This is a genomic window from Trichococcus sp. TS_SC_9 (genome assembly GCF_056156325.1).
On record NZ_CM149591.1, the window covers coordinates 427,279 to 445,891 of the forward strand.

At 47.4% G+C, this 18,613-nt stretch carries 15 protein-coding genes; 7 read left to right on the forward strand and 8 right to left on the reverse strand.

Features of this window, described 5'->3' with window-relative positions:
* The first annotated feature begins 202 nt into the window (after nt 1–202).
* On the forward strand, nt 203–2,380 hold the full coding sequence (locus tag AC0J5I_RS01925) for an LTA synthase family protein (protein WP_475302872.1): 2,178 nt from the start codon (nt 203–205) through the stop codon (nt 2,378–2,380).
* Nucleotides 2,381–2,422: 42 nt separating this feature from the next.
* Here the strand turns inward: AC0J5I_RS01925 and AC0J5I_RS01930 are convergent, their stop codons facing one another.
* The 7 genes from AC0J5I_RS01930 to glpK all read right to left on the reverse strand — a co-directional run bounded on the left by AC0J5I_RS01930 (nt 2,423) and on the right by glpK (nt 10,016).
* A complete protein-coding gene (locus AC0J5I_RS01930; protein WP_475302876.1) occupies nt 2,423–3,844 on the reverse strand; it encodes an ATP-binding protein in 1,422 nt (473 codons plus the stop codon).
* Nucleotides 3,841–4,554 carry a response regulator transcription factor gene (locus AC0J5I_RS01935; RefSeq protein WP_475302880.1) on the reverse strand — a complete coding sequence of 238 codons (714 nt, stop codon included), beginning with the start codon at nt 4,552–4,554 and terminating at the stop codon, nt 3,841–3,843. Before AC0J5I_RS01935 ends, AC0J5I_RS01930 begins: the two co-directional genes overlap by 4 nt.
* A 162-nt stretch (nt 4,555–4,716) precedes the next feature.
* Entirely contained in the window at nt 4,717–5,052 is a 336-nt protein-coding gene (locus tag AC0J5I_RS01940) for a single-stranded DNA-binding protein (RefSeq protein ID WP_068560913.1), read from the reverse strand.
* Between the two features lie 120 nt (nt 5,053–5,172).
* Nucleotides 5,173–6,114, reverse strand: a complete 942-nt coding sequence (gene whiA / locus AC0J5I_RS01945) for a DNA-binding protein WhiA (RefSeq protein WP_475302887.1) — start codon at nt 6,112–6,114, stop codon at nt 5,173–5,175.
* A 42-nt stretch (nt 6,115–6,156) separates the two neighbouring features.
* Nucleotides 6,157–7,155 (reverse strand): gluconeogenesis factor YvcK family protein, encoded by a 999-nt coding sequence (locus AC0J5I_RS01950; RefSeq protein WP_107995525.1) that lies wholly within the window; start codon nt 7,153–7,155, stop codon nt 6,157–6,159.
* Nucleotides 7,152–8,042 carry an RNase adapter RapZ gene (gene rapZ, locus AC0J5I_RS01955; RefSeq protein ID WP_086985581.1) on the reverse strand — a complete coding sequence of 297 codons (891 nt, stop codon included), beginning with the start codon at nt 8,040–8,042 and terminating at the stop codon, nt 7,152–7,154. The genes AC0J5I_RS01950 and rapZ overlap by 4 nt, the downstream gene beginning before the upstream one ends.
* Nucleotides 8,043–8,504: 462 nt before the next feature.
* Nucleotides 8,505–10,016, reverse strand: a complete 1,512-nt coding sequence (glpK, locus tag AC0J5I_RS01960) for a glycerol kinase GlpK (RefSeq protein WP_475302895.1) — start codon at nt 10,014–10,016, stop codon at nt 8,505–8,507.
* Between the two features lie 388 nt (nt 10,017–10,404).
* Here glpK and AC0J5I_RS01965 point away from each other — a divergent pair, with 388 nt between their 5' ends.
* From AC0J5I_RS01965 to AC0J5I_RS01990, 6 genes are all read left to right on the forward strand, one after another.
* The gene (locus AC0J5I_RS01965) at nt 10,405–11,586 is read left to right on the forward strand and encodes a betaine/proline/choline family ABC transporter ATP-binding protein (RefSeq protein WP_475302898.1); all 1,182 of its coding nucleotides are present in this window, start codon (nt 10,405–10,407) and stop codon (nt 11,584–11,586) included.
* Nucleotides 11,586–12,230: an ABC transporter permease gene (locus tag AC0J5I_RS01970; RefSeq protein WP_475302902.1), complete on the forward strand. Its 645-nt coding sequence runs from the start codon at nt 11,586–11,588 to the stop codon at nt 12,228–12,230. Before AC0J5I_RS01965 ends, AC0J5I_RS01970 begins: the two co-directional genes overlap by 1 nt.
* 2 nt (nt 12,231–12,232) lie before the next feature.
* Entirely contained in the window at nt 12,233–13,183 is a 951-nt protein-coding gene (locus AC0J5I_RS01975; protein WP_475302907.1) for an osmoprotectant ABC transporter substrate-binding protein, read from the forward strand.
* A complete protein-coding gene (locus AC0J5I_RS01980) occupies nt 13,180–13,857 on the forward strand; it encodes an ABC transporter permease (protein WP_475302912.1) in 678 nt (225 codons plus the stop codon). The genes AC0J5I_RS01975 and AC0J5I_RS01980 overlap by 4 nt, the downstream gene beginning before the upstream one ends.
* Nucleotides 13,858–14,059: 202 nt before the next feature.
* Nucleotides 14,060–15,937, forward strand: a complete 1,878-nt coding sequence (gene asnB / locus AC0J5I_RS01985) for an asparagine synthase (glutamine-hydrolyzing) (RefSeq protein WP_475302915.1) — start codon at nt 14,060–14,062, stop codon at nt 15,935–15,937.
* 154 nt (nt 15,938–16,091) lie between these two features.
* Complete coding sequence (locus tag AC0J5I_RS01990; protein WP_475302920.1) at nt 16,092–16,712, forward strand: NAD(P)H-dependent oxidoreductase; 621 nt, start codon at nt 16,092–16,094, stop codon at nt 16,710–16,712.
* Nucleotides 16,713–16,764: 52 nt separating this feature from the next.
* Here the strand turns inward: AC0J5I_RS01990 and AC0J5I_RS01995 are convergent, their stop codons facing one another.
* Nucleotides 16,765–18,492: a phospho-sugar mutase gene (locus tag AC0J5I_RS01995; RefSeq protein ID WP_107995517.1), complete on the reverse strand. Its 1,728-nt coding sequence runs from the start codon at nt 18,490–18,492 to the stop codon at nt 16,765–16,767.
* Between the last annotated feature and the right edge of the window lie 121 nt (nt 18,493–18,613).

Here is an 18,613-nt window from a genome sequence, read left to right on the forward strand (position 1 = left end):
TCTCGAAAAATCCTGAAAAAAGCAACCGTTCTTGTTAAAAACTTAGGAAAAACTTTACGGTGCTTCGATTGACTATCAAAAGCATTCAGAATATAATAACACTAGCTCATTTTACATAAAATTCACAAACAACACACATTACCCTTAAAAATTCACATGAAATTTACATGTGTTCCACAAGATATCATAGGAGGTCTCTTTTTTGAAACAAAAATTATCTGAACAGTTGCAGACGCGATTCGGGTTTTTCCTGTTCGCCGTCGTCCTTTTCTGGCTGAAGACCTATTTCGCTTACCACACAGCGTTCTCTTTAGGCGTAGACGGCTGGTTCCAGCAGCTGATTCTTTTTATCAACCCGATTGCAACGACTTTATTGATTCTGGGGATTTCCCTTTTTGTAAAGAATCCTAAAAAAGGTTACCGGAGTCTTATCGCCCTGTATTTTTTCAATTCCTTTCTGCTGTTCGCCAATGTCGTCTATTATCGTGAATTCACGGATTTCTTGACGCTTAAGACCATTTTCGGTTCAGCCAACGCAACCAAAAACTTGGGTTCGGGCGTCATCGCCATGATGCAGCCGATCGACCTGTTCTATTGGATCGATGCTTTCGTCCTCGTCTATGTCTATAAGAAATTCGTCAGCAAAAACCGCGACGAACGCAACTTCAAGAAAAGATGGGCATTTGCGACAGTTGCAGCCTCGATTGCGATTTTCGCCGCTAACCTGGGTCTGGCTGAAATAAGCCGCCCGCAATTGTTGACCAGAACATTTGACCGCAACTATATCGTCAAATACTTGGGAATCAATATCTACACCCTCTATGACGGAATCAAGACAGCCCAAGCCAACCAAGTGCGCGCAAGCGCGGACAGCTCGGATATGGCTAGCGTCCTTGATTATCTGGGTGAACATTACGCCGAACCAAATCAAACATACTTCGGACAAGCGGAAGGCAAAAACGTCGTCTACATCCATCTGGAAAGTATGCAACAGTTCCTGATCGATTTGTCGCTTACCGATGAAACAGGCACAACTGCGGAAGTGACACCGTTCCTGAACAGCTTGTATCACAGTAGCGATTCCTACAGTTACAGCAACATTTTCCACCAGACTGGACAAGGAAAAACGAGTGATGCCGAACTGATGCTGGACAATTCACTGTTCGGACTGCCTCAAGGATCAGCCTTCACACAGATTGGTGCGGACAATACATTCCAATCGGCACCGGCCATCTTGAGCGAAACCTTTGGCTACACATCAGCCGTTTTCCACGGCAATGTCGGCTCTTTCTGGGATCGCGATAATGTCTATAAATCTTTTGACTATGATTATTTCTTTGATGCCGACAGCAGTTACACGCTGACGGATGAAAATTCAGTCGAGTACGGTTTGAAGGATAAATTGTTCTTCCAGGAATCGGCTCAATACTTGGAACAATTGCCGCAGCCTTTCTACGCGAAGTTCATAACTGTATCAAACCACTTCCCGTTCCCCGAAGACGAGATGAACAACACCTTCGCCTTGGATACCGGCGACGAAACGGTTGACGGTTATTTCAATACCGTCCACTATGCCGATGAGGCCTTGGCTGAATTCTTCCAATATATGAAGGATGCAGGGCTTTATGATAATACGATTTTCGTATTGTATGGCGACCACTTCGGAATTTCCAGCTCACGCAATGAAACGGTCGCGCCTCTCATCGGAGGGAATGCAGACTTGTGGGGTGCCTATGACGACGCCATGATGCAAAAAGTGCCGTTCATCATTCACAACCCTGGTTCCGGTACCGGACAGATCAGCGATGTCTATGGCGGTCAGATTGATATCTTGCCTACTGTGATGCATCTACTTGGTGTCGATACTTCAGCCTATGTGCAACTGGGGCAGGATCTGTTGTCAGCGCAAAATGAAGGAATCGTTGTTTTCCGTAACGGCAGCATCGTAACAAGTGAATACACTATTTTAGGAAATACTGTTTATCATACCCAAACAGGTACGCTTGCTTATCAGACTGAAGAAGTAATCCAAAAGGTTGCTGAAATCCGGGCCCAAGCTGAACTGCAGCTAGCCATCTCCGATCAGATCATCAATGGCGACTTGCTTCGCTTCTACACTCCGGATGGATTCATGCCGGTCGACAAGAGCTTGCACAGCTATGTGGATTCTCCAGCCGAACTGGAAGAGGACATCGCGGAATTGGGCGATCTGAACACTTCCTTGTACTACACGAACAACGGTGTCTCAAGCGTTCCGCTTTATCAGACGGATGCCCCAGAGTTTCCGGCCAACCAAGCCGCTACTGAAGGAACCGTAACGGAAGAACAACCCGCTTCTGAAGAAACCCCAGCAGAAGAACAGACAGAAACAGTTGAATAATCAAAAGATCTGCCGGAATTTAAAATTCCGGCAGATCTTTTTTTAACTATTTTTTTCGAGTGCTGTTTTGGTGGGCAAGGTAATCGTGAAAGTCGTTCCCTCGCCGGGATTGCTCTCTACGTCGACAGTTCCTTTATGGTTCATCACTAAAGATTGAACAACTGCCAATCCGATCCCCGACTCGCCAAATTTCGTGTTCTTCCTGGAAACATCCACTTTATAGAATCTTTCCCAGATGCTCGTGATATCCTTCTTCTCGATGCCGATCCCCGTGTCCTTGACCTGGATGACTTGCTGTTCCCCATCTGGGAACGACGACAGGGTAATCGTGCCGTTTTTCGTGAATTGGATAGCATTCTGTGTGAGGTTCACCATGATCTGGATAAAGCGATCATAGTCCGCGTAGATTCGGTCTGCTTGATCCACATGCACAATCATCAGGTCATCCTTCGCCTGTGCTTTTGCCCGCATCTGCTCCGCGACATTCTCCAATGCCTCCTTCGCAGAAAACTCTTGCTTCACTAAAACGATCTGATTAGAGCGAATTTTTTCATAGTCCAAGTTTTCATTCACCAAACGGATCAGCCTTTTGGTTTCTTTCTGCATCAGTTGCATGCTCCTGTCCCGCCGTCCTTCTGGAATCATGTGGTGCTGGATCCCTTCAAGAATGCCATTGATTGTCGTGAGCGGCGTGCGCATCTCGTGGGCAACATCCATCATGAACTGACGCCGCAAATTCTCTTGGCGTTCGACTTCTTCGTTGGAGGCTTTCAAAGACCTTGCCATTTGGTTGAAATCCTCCGACAGCTCATCAAATTCATCTTTGTGATGATTCTCCAGCGAGATATCAAAATTGCCTGACGCAATCTCATGGGTGGCCCTCCGCATGCGTTTGATGCGCCTGGTCAGATAGTTGGCGATGCCGAGGCTCAATACAATCGCGATGCCCCCGGAAGTCAGCACTGCGACAAGCAGGTTGTGCTCAATTTCGTTGATTTCGTCCTCTATGCCTTTTACCGGCGAGCCTACCGCTATGAAGCCTGTGAACTCGGCCGTAGTCGCATTAAATAGCGGGAGATAAACCGTCAAGAAACGTTTTTTTTCATTCAGGAAGCCGCGATCCCGCTCCGTCAAAGAAATCCGTTCCCCTTCTGAGAGCCTCTCAAAATCCTTCGTGCTGATTCCGCTCGTATACAGATCTGTCGCTTGCGGATAGACCATATGATCCTCCGCATCAAAGATGGCAAACGAGACATCCTGGTTGGACACCAAGGTAGAGCCGCTCTCCAGTTGCTGGATCGTCATGTTCTGATCGATGATCGATTCGGCATAGCCATACAGCTGCGCCTCTTTCTCGTCGTAGATATTACTGGTGACGTATTGGATGATCAGGATGCCGGTCGTACTGACAGTTATTAGAATCAATGCGAAAAAAGCAAGGGTTTGTTGATAGACGTACTTCATTTTTCCTCTACTCCGCTGTCGTCGAATTTGTAGCCGACTCCCCAAACCGTTTGGATCACTTGTGGTCCGACCGCTTCTATTTTTTGTCTCAATTTCTTGATGTGGGCATCGATTGTCCGTTCATCCCCGTAATAAGGATCTTCCCAGATCCGAGTCAAAAGATGTTCCCTCGAAAATACTTGTTTCGGATGTTCGGCCAATAACGCGAAAAGTTCGAATTCTTTCGGCGTCAAACTTTCTATTTGGTTCCCGTCAAGATAAGCTTCACGCGTGATCGTGCTGATTTTAACATGATCAGTGAGCACATCGAAATCATCCGTGGCCTGCACTTGCGAGTGATCGACCGAAGCGCGACGGTGCATCGCTTTGATGCGGGCTATCAGGGTCAGTGGGCTGAACGGCTTCGTGACGTATTCATCCGCACCGATTTCCAGACCGATGACTTGGTCGCTTTCCGAATCGCGCGCCGTCAGCATGATGATCGGCACAAACTGGGAAATTTTCCTTATTTCACGGCAGACCTGCATTCCATCCATGCTAGGCAGGTTCAGATCGAGGATGATCATATCCCATTTTTTGTCTGCAGCCGCGAATGCCTCCAGGCCCTCTTTCCCGTCATGTTTGAATGCAGCTTCCCAGCCTTCATTCTCAAAAAACATCGCCATCATTTCGCAGACGGCTTCATTGTCTTCTATCATCAAAATTTCCATAGCGATTCCCCTTTTCATTTCTTTCATTATATCTTTTTTTCCGATAAGCGGCATCATTTCCCGTCTACGATACCACGTACCTTTGAATTTTCTATGAATAAATAAGGAAATCGCCGTTTAAAGCACAAAAGCCCCGGAATCCGGGGCTTTTGTGCGGAAGCATCAGACTGCTTCCTGTTCTCTTTTCGCTTCAACAAAATACAATTCTTCCACGACCAATTCGATGACATAGACGTGTTGCTCTTGCTTATTGACGTAGGAACGCGAAACCAAATGGCCGTTGACACCTATCTGGTTCCCTTTGGCGCAATACTGTTCAACCAGATTGGCGGTTGCTCCCCAAAATACGACCGGGATGAAATCCGCTTGCGGTTGGCCTTCATCCGCTTTCCTTAGGCGCTGCACCGCCAGCGTATTGTTGCAGACTTGCCTTTCCCCATTCACCTGTTGCACTTGGATGGGCCGCACCAGCCGCCCGATCAATGATACTTGATTCATCTTTTCATTCCTCCTTCTGCTTGACTTACTGTCTATACTATCCGCAAAAAAGAAGGCTTGATTTTTTATAAAAAAATAAACCAGAAGACTTTTCTTTGTCTCCAGGTTTATTTGTCTGTATCATCGAACGGCTTTCCCCATCCGCAGCGAATCTGCATAATCATTGATTTTTCGCAAACGGTGATTGATGCCGGATTTGGAGATGACACCGCTCGGGATCATTTCGCCAAGTTCCTTCAGGCTGATGTCGGGATTCTCCAACCGGATCACGGCGATTTCCTTCAGCTTGTCAGGCAATCTCCCCAACCCTACAGTTGCTTCGATGAATTCGATGTTGGCGATCTGTTTTGCAGCCGCATCGATCGTCTTGTTCATATTCGCGTTTTCGCAATTCACCAAGCGATTGACGGAATTGCGCATGTCACGGATAATCCGCACGTCCTCAAACTTCATCATCGCATTATGGGCACCGATCAATGCCAGAAAATCGGCGATCTTCTCGGCTTCCTTCAGATAAGTGATGAATCCGTTGCGGCGCTCGATCGTCCGCGCGTTCAGGTCAAAGTGATTCATCATATCGCAGATGTCCTGATTGTGGTCCTCATAATTGGAATAGATTTCCAGATGATAACGGCTCGTTTCCGGGCTGTTCACCGATCCACCGGCCATAAAGGCCCCGCGCAGGTAAGAGCGTTCCTTCTGGTTATTGTTCATGATGTCATCGGAAACCTGCGTCTTGAAGGACAGCCCGTCGAAAATGCTCAGATCGCTCAGCAATTCCGTGACGCCCTGTTTCAGGCGCACAATATAGACATTATTCTTCTTCAGCTTCATTTTGCGGCGCACCAACAGTTCGCTTTCGAATGAGTAGTGATCCTTCAAGAGAACGTACATCCGTCTGGCGATTGCCGCATTTTCTGTCTGGACATTCAGGACAAATGACTGATTATAGATGCTGACCGATCCGCTCATCCGGATCAACGCGGTCAATTCGGCTTTCGCATGTTCGCGGTGCACTTCCAATGTTGTTAATTCTTTTTTTACTTCAGATGCAAAAGACATATGTGCCTCCTTTCCGACAGCTTCTTTCAATCAGAAAAAAGGTCAACAGATTGTTTTGATATTGGAAATCAGATTGATCAGTTCCGAAACGACTTTATTGCCGTCATGATACACGCCGCCGTTTTTCATATCCAAGAAGTCCGCTGAAATGACCCGGCAGTTTTCTTCGCGCAATCCTTTGAAATCGTGCCGTACCTGCAACAGATATTCCTCGTCCGCCTGTTGGTTGAGGTACTCATCCGGCACTTTCTCCGTGTTCACCAATACGGTGTCGATGAATTTCGCTTTCAGATGATTATGCAATACCTTGATATGATCAGCATCGGTGAAACCCTCTGTTTCGCCCAATTGCGTCATGATATTGCAAATATATACTTTCTCGGCTTTGGTGTCGATGACTGCTTGACCCAGATCAGTGATCATCAGGTTAGGCAAAATGCTCGTATACAGGCTTCCCGGTCCGAGGACGACCATATCCGCCTCCAGAATGCTATTGATGACGTGACGGGAAGCTACGGCCTCCCTTGATTCATCCAACGGTTTGACATACACCCGTTCGATTTTTTTGCGGCCATTTGCGATTTTCGACTCGCCCTTGATGACCGTACCGTCCTTGAACTCTGCGTAGAGCGAGAGCGGCTCGTCAGCTGCGGCGTAAATTTTGCCTTTTACGCCCATCATGACCGACAACAACCGAATGGCATCAAAAATGTTCCCTTTCATTTCAGTCAGAGCCACGATAATAAGGTTTCCGATTGCGTGCCCGGAAACGAAGGAATCCTTTGAATCGAAACGGTACTGGAAAATGTCCTTTTCTAATTTAGGCATATCGGAGAGCGCAATCAGACAGTTGCGGATATCCCCGGGAGGTACAATGTTGATATGATCGCGGATGATGCCGCTGCTGCCGCCGTCATCCGCCACCGTGACGATGGCGGTGATATCCGTATTGTGGTTCTTCAGTTCTTCCAGAATAACCGGCAAGCCCGTTCCGCCGCCGATAACGACGATTTTCTTCGTTCTGCTCGGATTTTGACTCATGACCGATTCACCGTCTCTTTGCGTTTATTCCGATCGCGGTGGGTTGTATTGACTTGATAGCCCGCGCTCTTCAATTGCAGGCTGGTGCGTTCCGACAACGCGACAGAGCGGTGTTGGCCGCCTGTGCAGCCGATGGCGATATTTACGCTGGTTTTGCCTTCTTTTTTGTAGCCGGGAATGATGTATTCCAACAGGTCGATGAATTTTTTGTAAAAAATTTCCGTCTCCGGTTGCTTCATAACATAATCATAGACCGGCTTATCCAGCCCCGTCAACGGACGCAGTTCATCTACGTAATGCGGATTGGGCAAAAAGCGGACATCCATGACGATGTCGGCATCAATCGGTAAGCCATACTTGAACCCGAAAGATACGACTTCGATATGGAAAACATCTTTATCGTCGACTTTGAATGTATCCAGCAGCCGTTCCCTTAATTGGCGCGGTGTTGTTTCGCTCGTGTCGATGACCAACTGCGACCGATTGCGGATGTCCTCAAGCAGTTCCCTTTCTTTGTGGATTCCTTCCAGTACGGTTCCGCCTGATTGTGTCAGGGGATGGCTTCTTCTCGTCTCTTTGTATCGGGAAACAAGCACATCGTCCTTCGAATCAAGGAAGATGACTTTGGTTGTGATGAAGGAAGTATTGTCCAAACTGTCCACAGCAGACATGATTTCATCAAAGAATGCCCGGGAGCGCAGATCAATCACTAAGCAAATCCTGCTTATTTTACCCGATTCCTTTACAAGCTCCCAAAATTTCGGTAATAAACTTGGGGGCATATTGTCTATACAGAAATAGCCTAAATCTTCAAATGTCTGTAGGGCCACCGTTTTCCCGGCGCCGCTCATCCCCGTAATGACTACCAATTCGAGAGTGTCTGCCATTATAATTCCTCCAGTTCAAAAAGTCTTTACAATCATTATAACATACCGGGTGTATCATTTGTCTATTTCTGAACATTTTATCGATTCTTACGTTTTGGCTTAGGTATTCAAGCAGAAAAGCTTCCTTAGTTTGCTCCGCTAACGAAAGTCATGCTCTTAAACGTGTTCTGATTTGCAGGGGATTCCGTCTAATCTGGCTAGCCTTCATGGGCGAAAACAGACCCATTACGGCTAGCCCGTTCAATGCTCACCCCCTACCGCAGACCATCACGCTCTTTCTTAAACGCGTTCTGAATCCCAGAAATCTGTGCCTAAGCTGACTACCACACACGGACACAAAGCGTCCGCTTTGTGTTAGTCCTCTTAGTGCTCGAATTCTACCCGGGATTTGTCATGGCTCTTGCGATTTTTAATCGCTTAGAGACATGATACACTTGGGCGTTTGCGCCCACAGTGCTTCCTTTAAAATCTCTTGGATTTGTGTTTGAAGTGGCGGGCGGCGGCTACTGCGTTTTGCCAGCCGGCGTAGAGGTCATCGCGCACTTCAGTAGGCATATTCGGATGGAATTCGCAATCAGGTTCCCAATTTTTGATGATGTCATCGGTATCCTTCCAGAATCCTACTGCCAAACCCGCCAAGTATGCAGCACCCAGTGCGGTTGACTCCATCACTTTGGATCGCGTCAAAGTTGTTTTCAGAAGGTTGCTTTGGAATTGCATCAGGAAGTTATTGTGGGCTGCTCCTCCATCGACTCGCATATTCGTGATGACCAGTCCGGAATCCTTCTGCATTGTGTCCACGACATCCTTTGTCTGATAAGCCAACGATTCGAGCGTCGCACGGATCAGGTGCGCTTTCGAAGTCCCTCTCGTCAATCCAAAGAAAGCACCACGCACATCCTGATCCCAATAGGGTGCCCCCAAGCCAACAAACGCAGGAACCATATAGACGTTCTCGTTCGATTCAAGCAATTCAGCATATTCTTCCGACTCGGCTGCCGTCCGGATCAACTGGGCTTCATCGCGCAGCCATTGCAGAGCGGATCCGGCCACAAAGATGCTCCCCTCAAGGGCATAAGTCACTTCGTCGTTCAAACCGTAGGCGATCGTCGTAAGCAAGCCATTTTCCGATTTCACCGCTGTAAGGCCTGTGTTCATAACAATGAACGCGCCGGTACCGTAAGTATTTTTCACCATCCCTTGTTCAAATCCGGTCTGCCCAAAAAGAGCGGCTTGTTGATCGCCGGCGATTCCGGCTATCGGGATGCGCGAACCGTAAAAATCATTTTCTTCGGTGTAACCATATATTTCCGATGAAGAACGGACTTCTGGCAGCAGTGTTCGCGGAATATCCAGCAAATCCAGGATTTCCTGATCCCATTTCAAGTCGTAAATATTGAACAGCATCGTTCTGCTGGCATTGGAAACATCCGTTACGTGCACTTTTTTACCTGTCAGTTTCCAAACGATCCACGTATCAATGGTGCCAAAAAGCAGTTCGCCCTTTTCGGCCCGATCACGAGCATTCGGGATATGATCCAGCAACCATTTGATTTTAGTGGCGGAAAAGTAGGAATCAATGATCAGTCCGGTCTTGTCTTTAATGAAATTATCATAGCCCGCTTTCTTAAGACTATCCGCAATTTCCGAAGTCTGACGGGATTGCCAAACGATCGCATGGTGGATTGGCATTCCGGTCACGCGGTCCCATATGACTGTCGTTTCGCGCTGATTCGTGACCCCGATGGCCGCGATTTCCTCCGGCCTGATGGCGCCTCTGATCAAGGCATCCGCTATGACAGACTGGACACTGATCCAAATTTCATTCGCATCATGCTCCACCCAACCAGGTTCGGGGTAATATTGCATCAATTCTCTTTGCGAAGATGAGATGATTGTGCCTTTCTTATCCCAGATCACTGCGCGCGTACTGGTCGTGCCTTGATCTATCGACATCACATATTGTTTTTCCATTTACCTTCACCTTTCTTGTTTTCCATCTGATTTCGGCAAATTCACCAGCAAACGTTTTCATTCTTCTGTATGCATCCTGTTTGCCTATACTTCTATCCTAGCATTCTTTATTAACGAATCCCAATTATTTTTCTTCGCTTCAATCCTGATCTATCACTTAGAACCAATTATATTGAACATGCAACTTATCAATTTAACAATATTAATAATAGACGAATTTTTAAATATAAAAATTTATCAAAAATATACCGTCATCCCAATGATGTACACCCTCTCATTTACGTACGTTTTTCACAAAGTTTTAGCCTTGTCATTTGCAAAATGGCTTCCTTGCGCGGTAAGGTAGAGTAAGGAATTTGTGAAACTAAAATAATTAAGAGGTGAAACCATGATAGAATTCAAAAATTTAACCAAGCGATTCCCGGGCGGGAAAATTGCAGTGGACTCCCTTAACCTGACATTCAATGATGGAGAGTTCATTGTATTCATCGGAACAAGCGGCAGCGGCAAAACAACCTCCATGAGGATGATCAATCGCATGATCGAACCTTCTTCGGGTGAAATCCTGATCGATGGAAAAAACATCAAGGACATGAATGCGGTGGAATTGCGTCGCCAAATCGGCTACGTCATCCAACAAATCGGTCTGATGCCACACATGACCATCTTCGAAAACATCGTCATGGTTCCAAAATTACTGAAATGGTCTGTGGAAAAACAAAAAACAATTGCCGAAGAGCTGATCCAAAAAGTCGATCTTCCATTGGATTTTTTGGAACGCTATCCATCTGAACTATCCGGGGGCCAGCAACAACGTATCGGTGTTATCCGTGCTTTGGCAGCCAATCAGGACATCATTTTGATGGATGAACCTTTCGGAGCACTGGATCCGATCACCCGTGATTCGCTGCAGGAACTTGTCAAACAACTGCAGCAGGAATTAGGCAAAACAGTCATCTTCGTCACCCACGATATGGATGAAGCTTTGAAACTGGCAGACCGGATTGTCATCATGCAGGAAGGAAAAGTCGTCCAATTTGATACTCCCGACAATATCCTGATGGACCCTGCGAACGAATTCGTCGAAAACTTCATCGGCGAGGAACGCCTCAGCCAAGCACGCACGAATTTCCGCACAGTGGAACAAATCATGATCCGTGGCCCGGTATCCGTTTCGACTGATCAAAATCTATCAGAAGCCATCAAACTGATGCGCACGCGTCGTGTCGACAGCTTGTTTGTGACCGATGCTGACGATGTCTTGTTGGGCATGTTGAGTGTCGAAGCGATCAACCAGAACCGCCGCAGACCGGTCACTGCAGGCGAGATCATGAGCGAAGTTTCTTTTGTCCGCGAAGGCACGCTCGTTCGTGACGCTTTGCAGCGGATCCTGAAATTGGGTTACAAAAACATTCCTGTCGTGGATGCAAAAAACCATCTGATCGGCTTGATCACCCGTACTTCCATTGTGGATATGGTATACGATACGATATGGGGAGACATAGAGCCTGAAATGCCCGCTGAAGAAGTAATCGAAACGACCGCAGACATTGAAACGGTTAAGGGGTGATGACAATGGACTTTTTGACAACGAACGGTTCCGAGTTACTCTTCAAAACAGGGGAGCATTTCTACATCTCGGCCTTAGCTCTGATACTTGGCGTTCTGGTTGCCGTTCCTTTGGGCATTGCCTTGACCCACTTCAAGCGTTACTCCGGTTTTATCATCAGTTTTGTTTCGATTCTCCAGACGGTCCCTTCCCTGGCGTTACTTGCCTTGATGATCCCCCTTTTCGGGATCGGAAAACTTCCTGCGATTGTAGCTTTATTCATCTATTCCTTGTTGCCGATTCTGCGCAATACGTTCATCGGCATCTCGAATGTGGACAGCAATATCATCGACTCAGCAAAAGGGATGGGGTTGACCGACAACCAGATCATTCTGCAGGTGAAATTGCCTTTGGCAGCTCCGGTCATCATGTCCGGAATCCGCTTGGCGGGAGTATACGTCATCGCCTGGGCGACACTTGCTTCGTATATAGGAGCCGGCGGTTTGGGTGATTATATTTTTAACGGATTGAATGTATACGATCAGGAAATGATCATTTGGGGAACTTTACCGGTGACCGTATTGGCTTTATTGGCTGATTTCCTTCTTGGAAAGCTTGAACGATTCGTTTCTCCACAGACAACATCTGCAAAAGGAGGAAACTGAGCATGAAGAAACACATGAAGAAATGGTTGCTGTTTCCACTGACGGCACTTTTATTGGCAGCCTGCTCCTTGCCTGGCCTTGGGGCATCGGTGAACAATGAAGGCATCGTCATCACTGGTGGGACAACGACAGAAATGCAAATATTGAGTTATATGGTCAGAGGGATGGTCGAACATTACCTGCCGGATGCTTCTGTCGATATGGTCAATAATCTCGGCTCATCAACCCTGAATCATCAAGCTATGATCGGCGGGGATGCAAATATATCGGCTGCCCGCTACACAGGGACGTCACTGACCGGTGAATTGGGCATGGAGCCTCTTACAGATCCGGCATTGGCGTTCAAGACAGTCGTCGAGGGTTTCGATGAACAATTCAATCAAGTCTGGTTCCCATCCTATGGCTTTGCCAACACGTACGCTTTTTTGGTGACACGTGAATTTGCCGAAGAAAATAATTTGGAGACCATCAGCGACCTCGCGACATTGGCTCCGAATCTGAGAGCCGGCGTCGACAACTCCTGGATGGAGCGGGAAGGTGACGGATATGAAGCATTCAAAACGACATACGGCTTTGATTTCCAACGCGTTTATCCGATGCAGGTCGGTCTCGTCTACGATGCTTTGCAAGCGGGCGAAATGGACATCGTTTTGGGCTATTCCACGGACGGCCGGATCGCGAGCTATGATCTGGTCGTTCTCAAAGACGATCTGCAGCTGTTCCCGCCTTATGACGCTAGCCCTGTCGCCACTAAAGAGATTTTGGAGGCTTATCCTGAACTGGAGACCATCCTGCTGAAATTGGAGGACACGCTGACTGACGAGATGATGCAGGCGATGAACTACGAAGTCGATAACGACTTGGTGGAAGCCCAAACAGTCGCCCAAAATTTCCTGGAAGAGAACAGCTATTTTGAAGATAAAGAAGTCACATCCTTAAAGGAGGGAAAATGATGAACCTCAGCGAAATGAATATGCTCCAGCAGCTGCTCTACTATTATAGAGAAAATGGTAGCTATGTCTTCGAACAGTTCACCCGCCATTTTCTGATTTCCATTTATGGGGTCCTGTTCGCCGCAATTGTAGCTATTCCGCTCGGTTTCTGGATCGCACGCAATAAAAAACTGGCGGATTGGATCATCGGCGCCGCCAATGTCATCCAGACCATCCCTTCTCTGGCCCTGTTATCCATTTTGATGCTGGGACTCGGACTCGGTTCGGATACCGTCATTGCCACTGTCTTCCTGTATTCGCTGCTGCCGATCATCAAAAACACCTACACTGGTGTGCGAAATGTGGATACCGCTCTGATGGATACGGGTAAAGGCATGGGAATGACGCGGATGCAATTGACTTATCTGGTCGAATTGCCGTTGTCGCTTTCCGTCATAATGGCCGGCTTGCGTAATGCCTTGGTCGTTGCAATCGGCATCACCGCCATCGGCACTTTCATCGGCGCCGGCGGTTTGGGGGATATCATTTCCCGCGGCGTCAATGCGACGAATGGGACAGCCATCATCCTTGCTGGCGCGATTCCAACCGCCCTGATGGCAGTTCTTGCCGATTGGCTGCTGGGTCTGATGGAAAAACGTCTGGATCCCTCCAGCAAAGTTAAACGTACCCGTTGAGTGCTCAAAATACGCAGTGAAGTCGAAGGACAAGGCCATTCCCTACAAAGTGGATTGCCTTGTCCTTTTGATTTTTGGAAATGCCGCCAAGCTTTCCGATCGGATAATTTCTTTAAATGATTTTCCATTTGTGATAGAATAGATTGGACTCTAGACGGACAGAAATTCTGATCTAGCAAGAGATACTTAAGGAGTGGTATAAATGTGTGGTTTTGTTGGATATATCCATGGATCGACTGCATGGAACCATCAGGCTGTAATTGAAGGTATGATGAACAGGATCGTCCACCGCGGACCAGACAGCGGCGGCATGTATTCTGATGATAAGGTAACGTTAGGCTTCCGCCGCTTGAGCATCATCGATCTTTCCGATAACGGGAAGCAACCGATGTACAGCGCCGACGGAAATTTGGTATTGGTGTTCAACGGCGAGATCTTCAACTTCCAAGAGTTGCGCGAAGATCTGAAGCAAAAAGGACACGTCTTCCATTCCAAAACGGACAGTGAAGTTTTGATTTACGGCTACAAAGAATACGGTTATGACTTCGTGAAACAATTGCGCGGCATGTTCGCGTTCGCAATCTGGGACAAAGTGAACGATACGATGTTCATCGCCCGTGATGGCTTCGGCATCAAACCGTTGTACTATACGACAAACACAACCGACGGCAGCTTGCTTTTCGGTTCTGAAATCAAGTCATTTTTGGCTCACCCTGCTTTCATCAAAGAAGTGAACAAGGATGCTTTGCGCCCTTACTTGACTTTGCAATATTCTTCGATGGGTGAAACCTTCTTCAAAGGCGTCCACAAATTGAAACCGGCGCATTATATGGTGCTGAAAGGCAACGATATCCATACGGTCGAATATTGGGACAAGAAATTCCATGCCGAAAACGGCACTTTGGAGAGCTATGTGGAAGAAGTCAAAGCAACAATGGCCGATTCTGTCCGCGCCCACAAAATCAGTGACGTAAAGACAGGCGCTTTCCTGTCCGGCGGCGTCGATTCCAGCTTGGTAACAGCCTTGATGAAACCGGAAAAATCCTTCTCGGTCGGCTTCTCCGAATATGAAAAAATGTTCAACGAAACCAACCAGGCTGCCGATCTTTCCGAAATCTTGGGCATCGAGAATGTCCGCAAGTACATTTCTCCTGAAGAAGCTTTCCATGCCCTGCCTACCATCCAATACCATATGGATGAACCGCAATCAAATCCGTCTTCCGTTCCATTGTATTTCTTGGCTGAATTGGCGAAGAAAGACGTGACGGTCGTGCTTTCGGGTGAAGGCGCAGATGAAATTTTCGGCGGCTACTCTTGGTATGAACCATCCAAGAAAATGGAGACTTATGAAAAAGTCCCTTACAGCCTAAGAAAAGGCATCGGCAAATTGGCCCACAAACTACCGAAGAATACCCTGACAACCTTCTTGGTCAAAGGCGGCCAAAAAGTGGAAGAACGCTTCATCGGCCAAGCCATCGTCTGGGACGAAGAAGAAGCTGTGGATATCCTGAAGCCAGCATACAAAAACGGCCCGGATATCCGCACAATCACCAAACCGATCTATGACGAAGTCAAAGACCAGGATGAAGTGACGAAGATGCAGTATCTCGATCTGAACCTTTGGATGCCTGGGGATATCCTGTTGAAAGCCGACAAGATGAGCATGGCCCACTCGTTGGAGCTGCGCGTACCTTTCCTGGATAAAGAAGTCATGGAATTGGCGAAACGCATCCCTTCCGATTACCGCGTCAACGAAATCGATACGAAATATGTGCTTCGCAGAGCGGCTGCCGATGTCCTGCCGGAAGAATGGGCGAAACGTCCGAAGTTGGGCTTCCCTACTCCGATCCGTCACTGGTTGCGTGAAGAAGAATTCTATAATGAAGTCAGAAAAGCGTTCGCTTCCGACTATGCGGCAGAATTTTTCGACACCGATAAGCTCGTGCAGATCCTCGATGACAACTATACGAAGAAATTGGATTACGGCCGTCAGATCTGGACTGCCTACATCTTCCTCGTCTGGTACAAACGTTTCTTCATCGATGAAACGCCTCTGTCTGCGGAAGCTTTCGTAGCTTAATATTGCTGATTCAAAATACAAATGAGAGTTGCCCGACAAGGGTGACTCTCATTTTTGGCCTACTTCTCTCATTGGCAGGTAATGGTTATGCTTTATCATCTATGCATGTAAATGGTATCATGTAGGTATAACAAATTGGAAAGAAGGTTATTCTATGGCCAGAGTTTTAGTTGTGCGCGCGCATCCATTCGACAGCAGCGTCTCCCGTTCCATGAAAGTCCTGGATGCATTTTTGGAAGAGTACAAAGCTGTGAATCCTTACGATCGCATCAAGGACATGAATCTTTATGAAGTCGCCATCCCTGAAATCGATCGGGATCTTTTGACTGCTTGGAAGGAATTGTCGAAAGGCGTGCTATTCGATCAATTGACTTCCCGCCAACAGGAAAAAGTGACGCTCTTCAATCACTACACCGATGATTTTTTGTCCATGGATAAGATCATCATCGCCAATCCTTTATGGAACATGCATGTACCTGGGCGCCTAAAAACGTGGATCGATACCATCACGGTCGCCGGACAAACGTTCCGTTACACGGAATCGGGAGCAGTCGGAATGGTCCCGGATAAAAAATTGTTGCATATCCAAGCCAACGGCGGAATCTTCGACGGAAGCGACCCTGCCAGCCAGTACATCAAGAGCATTTTCCGCTTCTTGGGAGTCGGAGAAATCTCGCAATTGTTCGTTGAAGGTATGGACACATATCCAGACCGTGCCGATGAAATCGTTGCAGATGCGATAGAAAAAGCCAAACAATTGGCCAAAACTTTCTGATAAACCTTCAAACAAAAAAGAAGCCCGTGGGCTTCTTTTTTTCTTGTATTCCTTATTCAGCGGTCAACGTACGGATGCTTGCCTCGAAAGCAGCGACTTTTTCGTCGACTGCAGCTTGGCTCTCAGCCTTCGCACCGATATAGAATTTGATTTTTGGTTCTGTTCCGCTTGGACGGATAGCGATCCAGCTGCCATCCTCAAGGAAGTATTTCAGCACATTCGAGCTCGGCATATCGATGCTTTCTGTGGAGCCGTCAGTGAATGTCTTCGTTGAGTTGCCGAAGTCTTCCGTGATCGATACGGCGATGCCTGCGAAGTCTGCTGGTGCTTCCGAACGGAATTTGGCCATCAGTGATTTGATCTTTTCTGCTCCGGTGATGCCGGACAGCGTGACGGAAATCGTCTGTTCTTTATAGTAGCCGTGCGTTTCGAAGATTTCTACCAAGCCATCATACAGCGTTTGGCCTTTTTTCTTGTAGTAAGCCGCTACTTCAGCAATCAATACTAGGGCTTGGATAGCGTCTTTGTCGCGGACGAAAGGTTTTGCCAGATAGCCGTAGCTTTCCTCGAAACCGAACAAGAATTCCTTGCTGTGGTCTTCTTCGTACTGTTTGATTTTTTCTGCGATGAACTTGAATCCAGTCAGAACATCCACCATATCCGCACCGTAAGATTTTGCGATTGCGGTCGGCAACTCACTGGATACGATCGATTTAAGGGCTGTACCGTTGGCAGGTAATGTGCCGGCTGCTTTTTTCGCGCGCAACAAGTAATCCAGCATCAATGCAGCGATTTGGTTACCAGTCAAAACAACGTACTCGCCTTTTGCTTTGCGGACGGCCGCACCCAAGCGGTCAGCATCCGGATCGGTCGCGACCAAAATATCAGCATCCAGTTCTGTACCCAGCTTGATGGCGTATTCGAATGCGCCTGCTTCTTCTGGATTCGGTGATTTCACGGTGGAGAAGTTTGGATCGGCGACTGCCTGTTCCGGCACGAGGTAGATGCCTTCAAAACCGGCGTTCTTCAAGGCACGTTCACCCATCATCTGCCCGGTGCCGTGCAGGGGAGTGAAGACCAATTTCATTTCTTTGCTCATTTCATGGACAAGGGCGGGATCGACAGTCACTGTTTTGACTAGATCAAGGTAAGTTGCATCGATCTCTTCCCCAAGCATTTTGATTAAGCCGGCTGCCTTCAGCTCTGCTTCATCGCCCACTTGGATCGTCAGTGGATTTTCGATTGCTCTTACATATTCAGTCAAAGCGTCTGCATCGTCAGGAGTCATCTGGCCGCCGTCGTCTCCATATACTTTATAACCGTTGTAATCAGCCGGGTTATGGCTCGCTGTTATCATGATCCCCGTTAGCGCATTCAAATGTCTTACCGCAAAAGACAACTCGGGTGTTGGTCGCAAGCTTTCAAAAACGAAAGCCGGAATACCGTGCGCACCCAATGTTTTCGCTGCCTCCATCGCAAACTCCGGAGATTGGTGTCTGGAATCGTATGCGATCGCGACGCCGCGTTTTTTCTCTTCTTCACCTTTCGCCTCCATCAAACGGGCCAATCCTTCGGTGGCTTGACGTACTGTGTAGATATTCATCCGGTTGATGCCGACTCCCAGGATGCCGCGCATACCTGCAGTCCCGAATTCCAGCGGAGCAAAAAAAGCATCTTTCAGCGCTTCTTCATTTCCCTCCAAAGACTTTAGTTCTTCTTTTAATGTAGATTCTAATAAGGCAAAATTATTCCATTGTGCGATGGTTTCTTGATAAGACATTTTCATCATCCTTCCCATATTAGTTTAGCTATATTATAACATTATTTGCATGCCATTTGAGTGAAAAGATGGAATCTACAAAAAAAGTTCACGCTCTGAAATCAGAGCATGAACTTTGGTG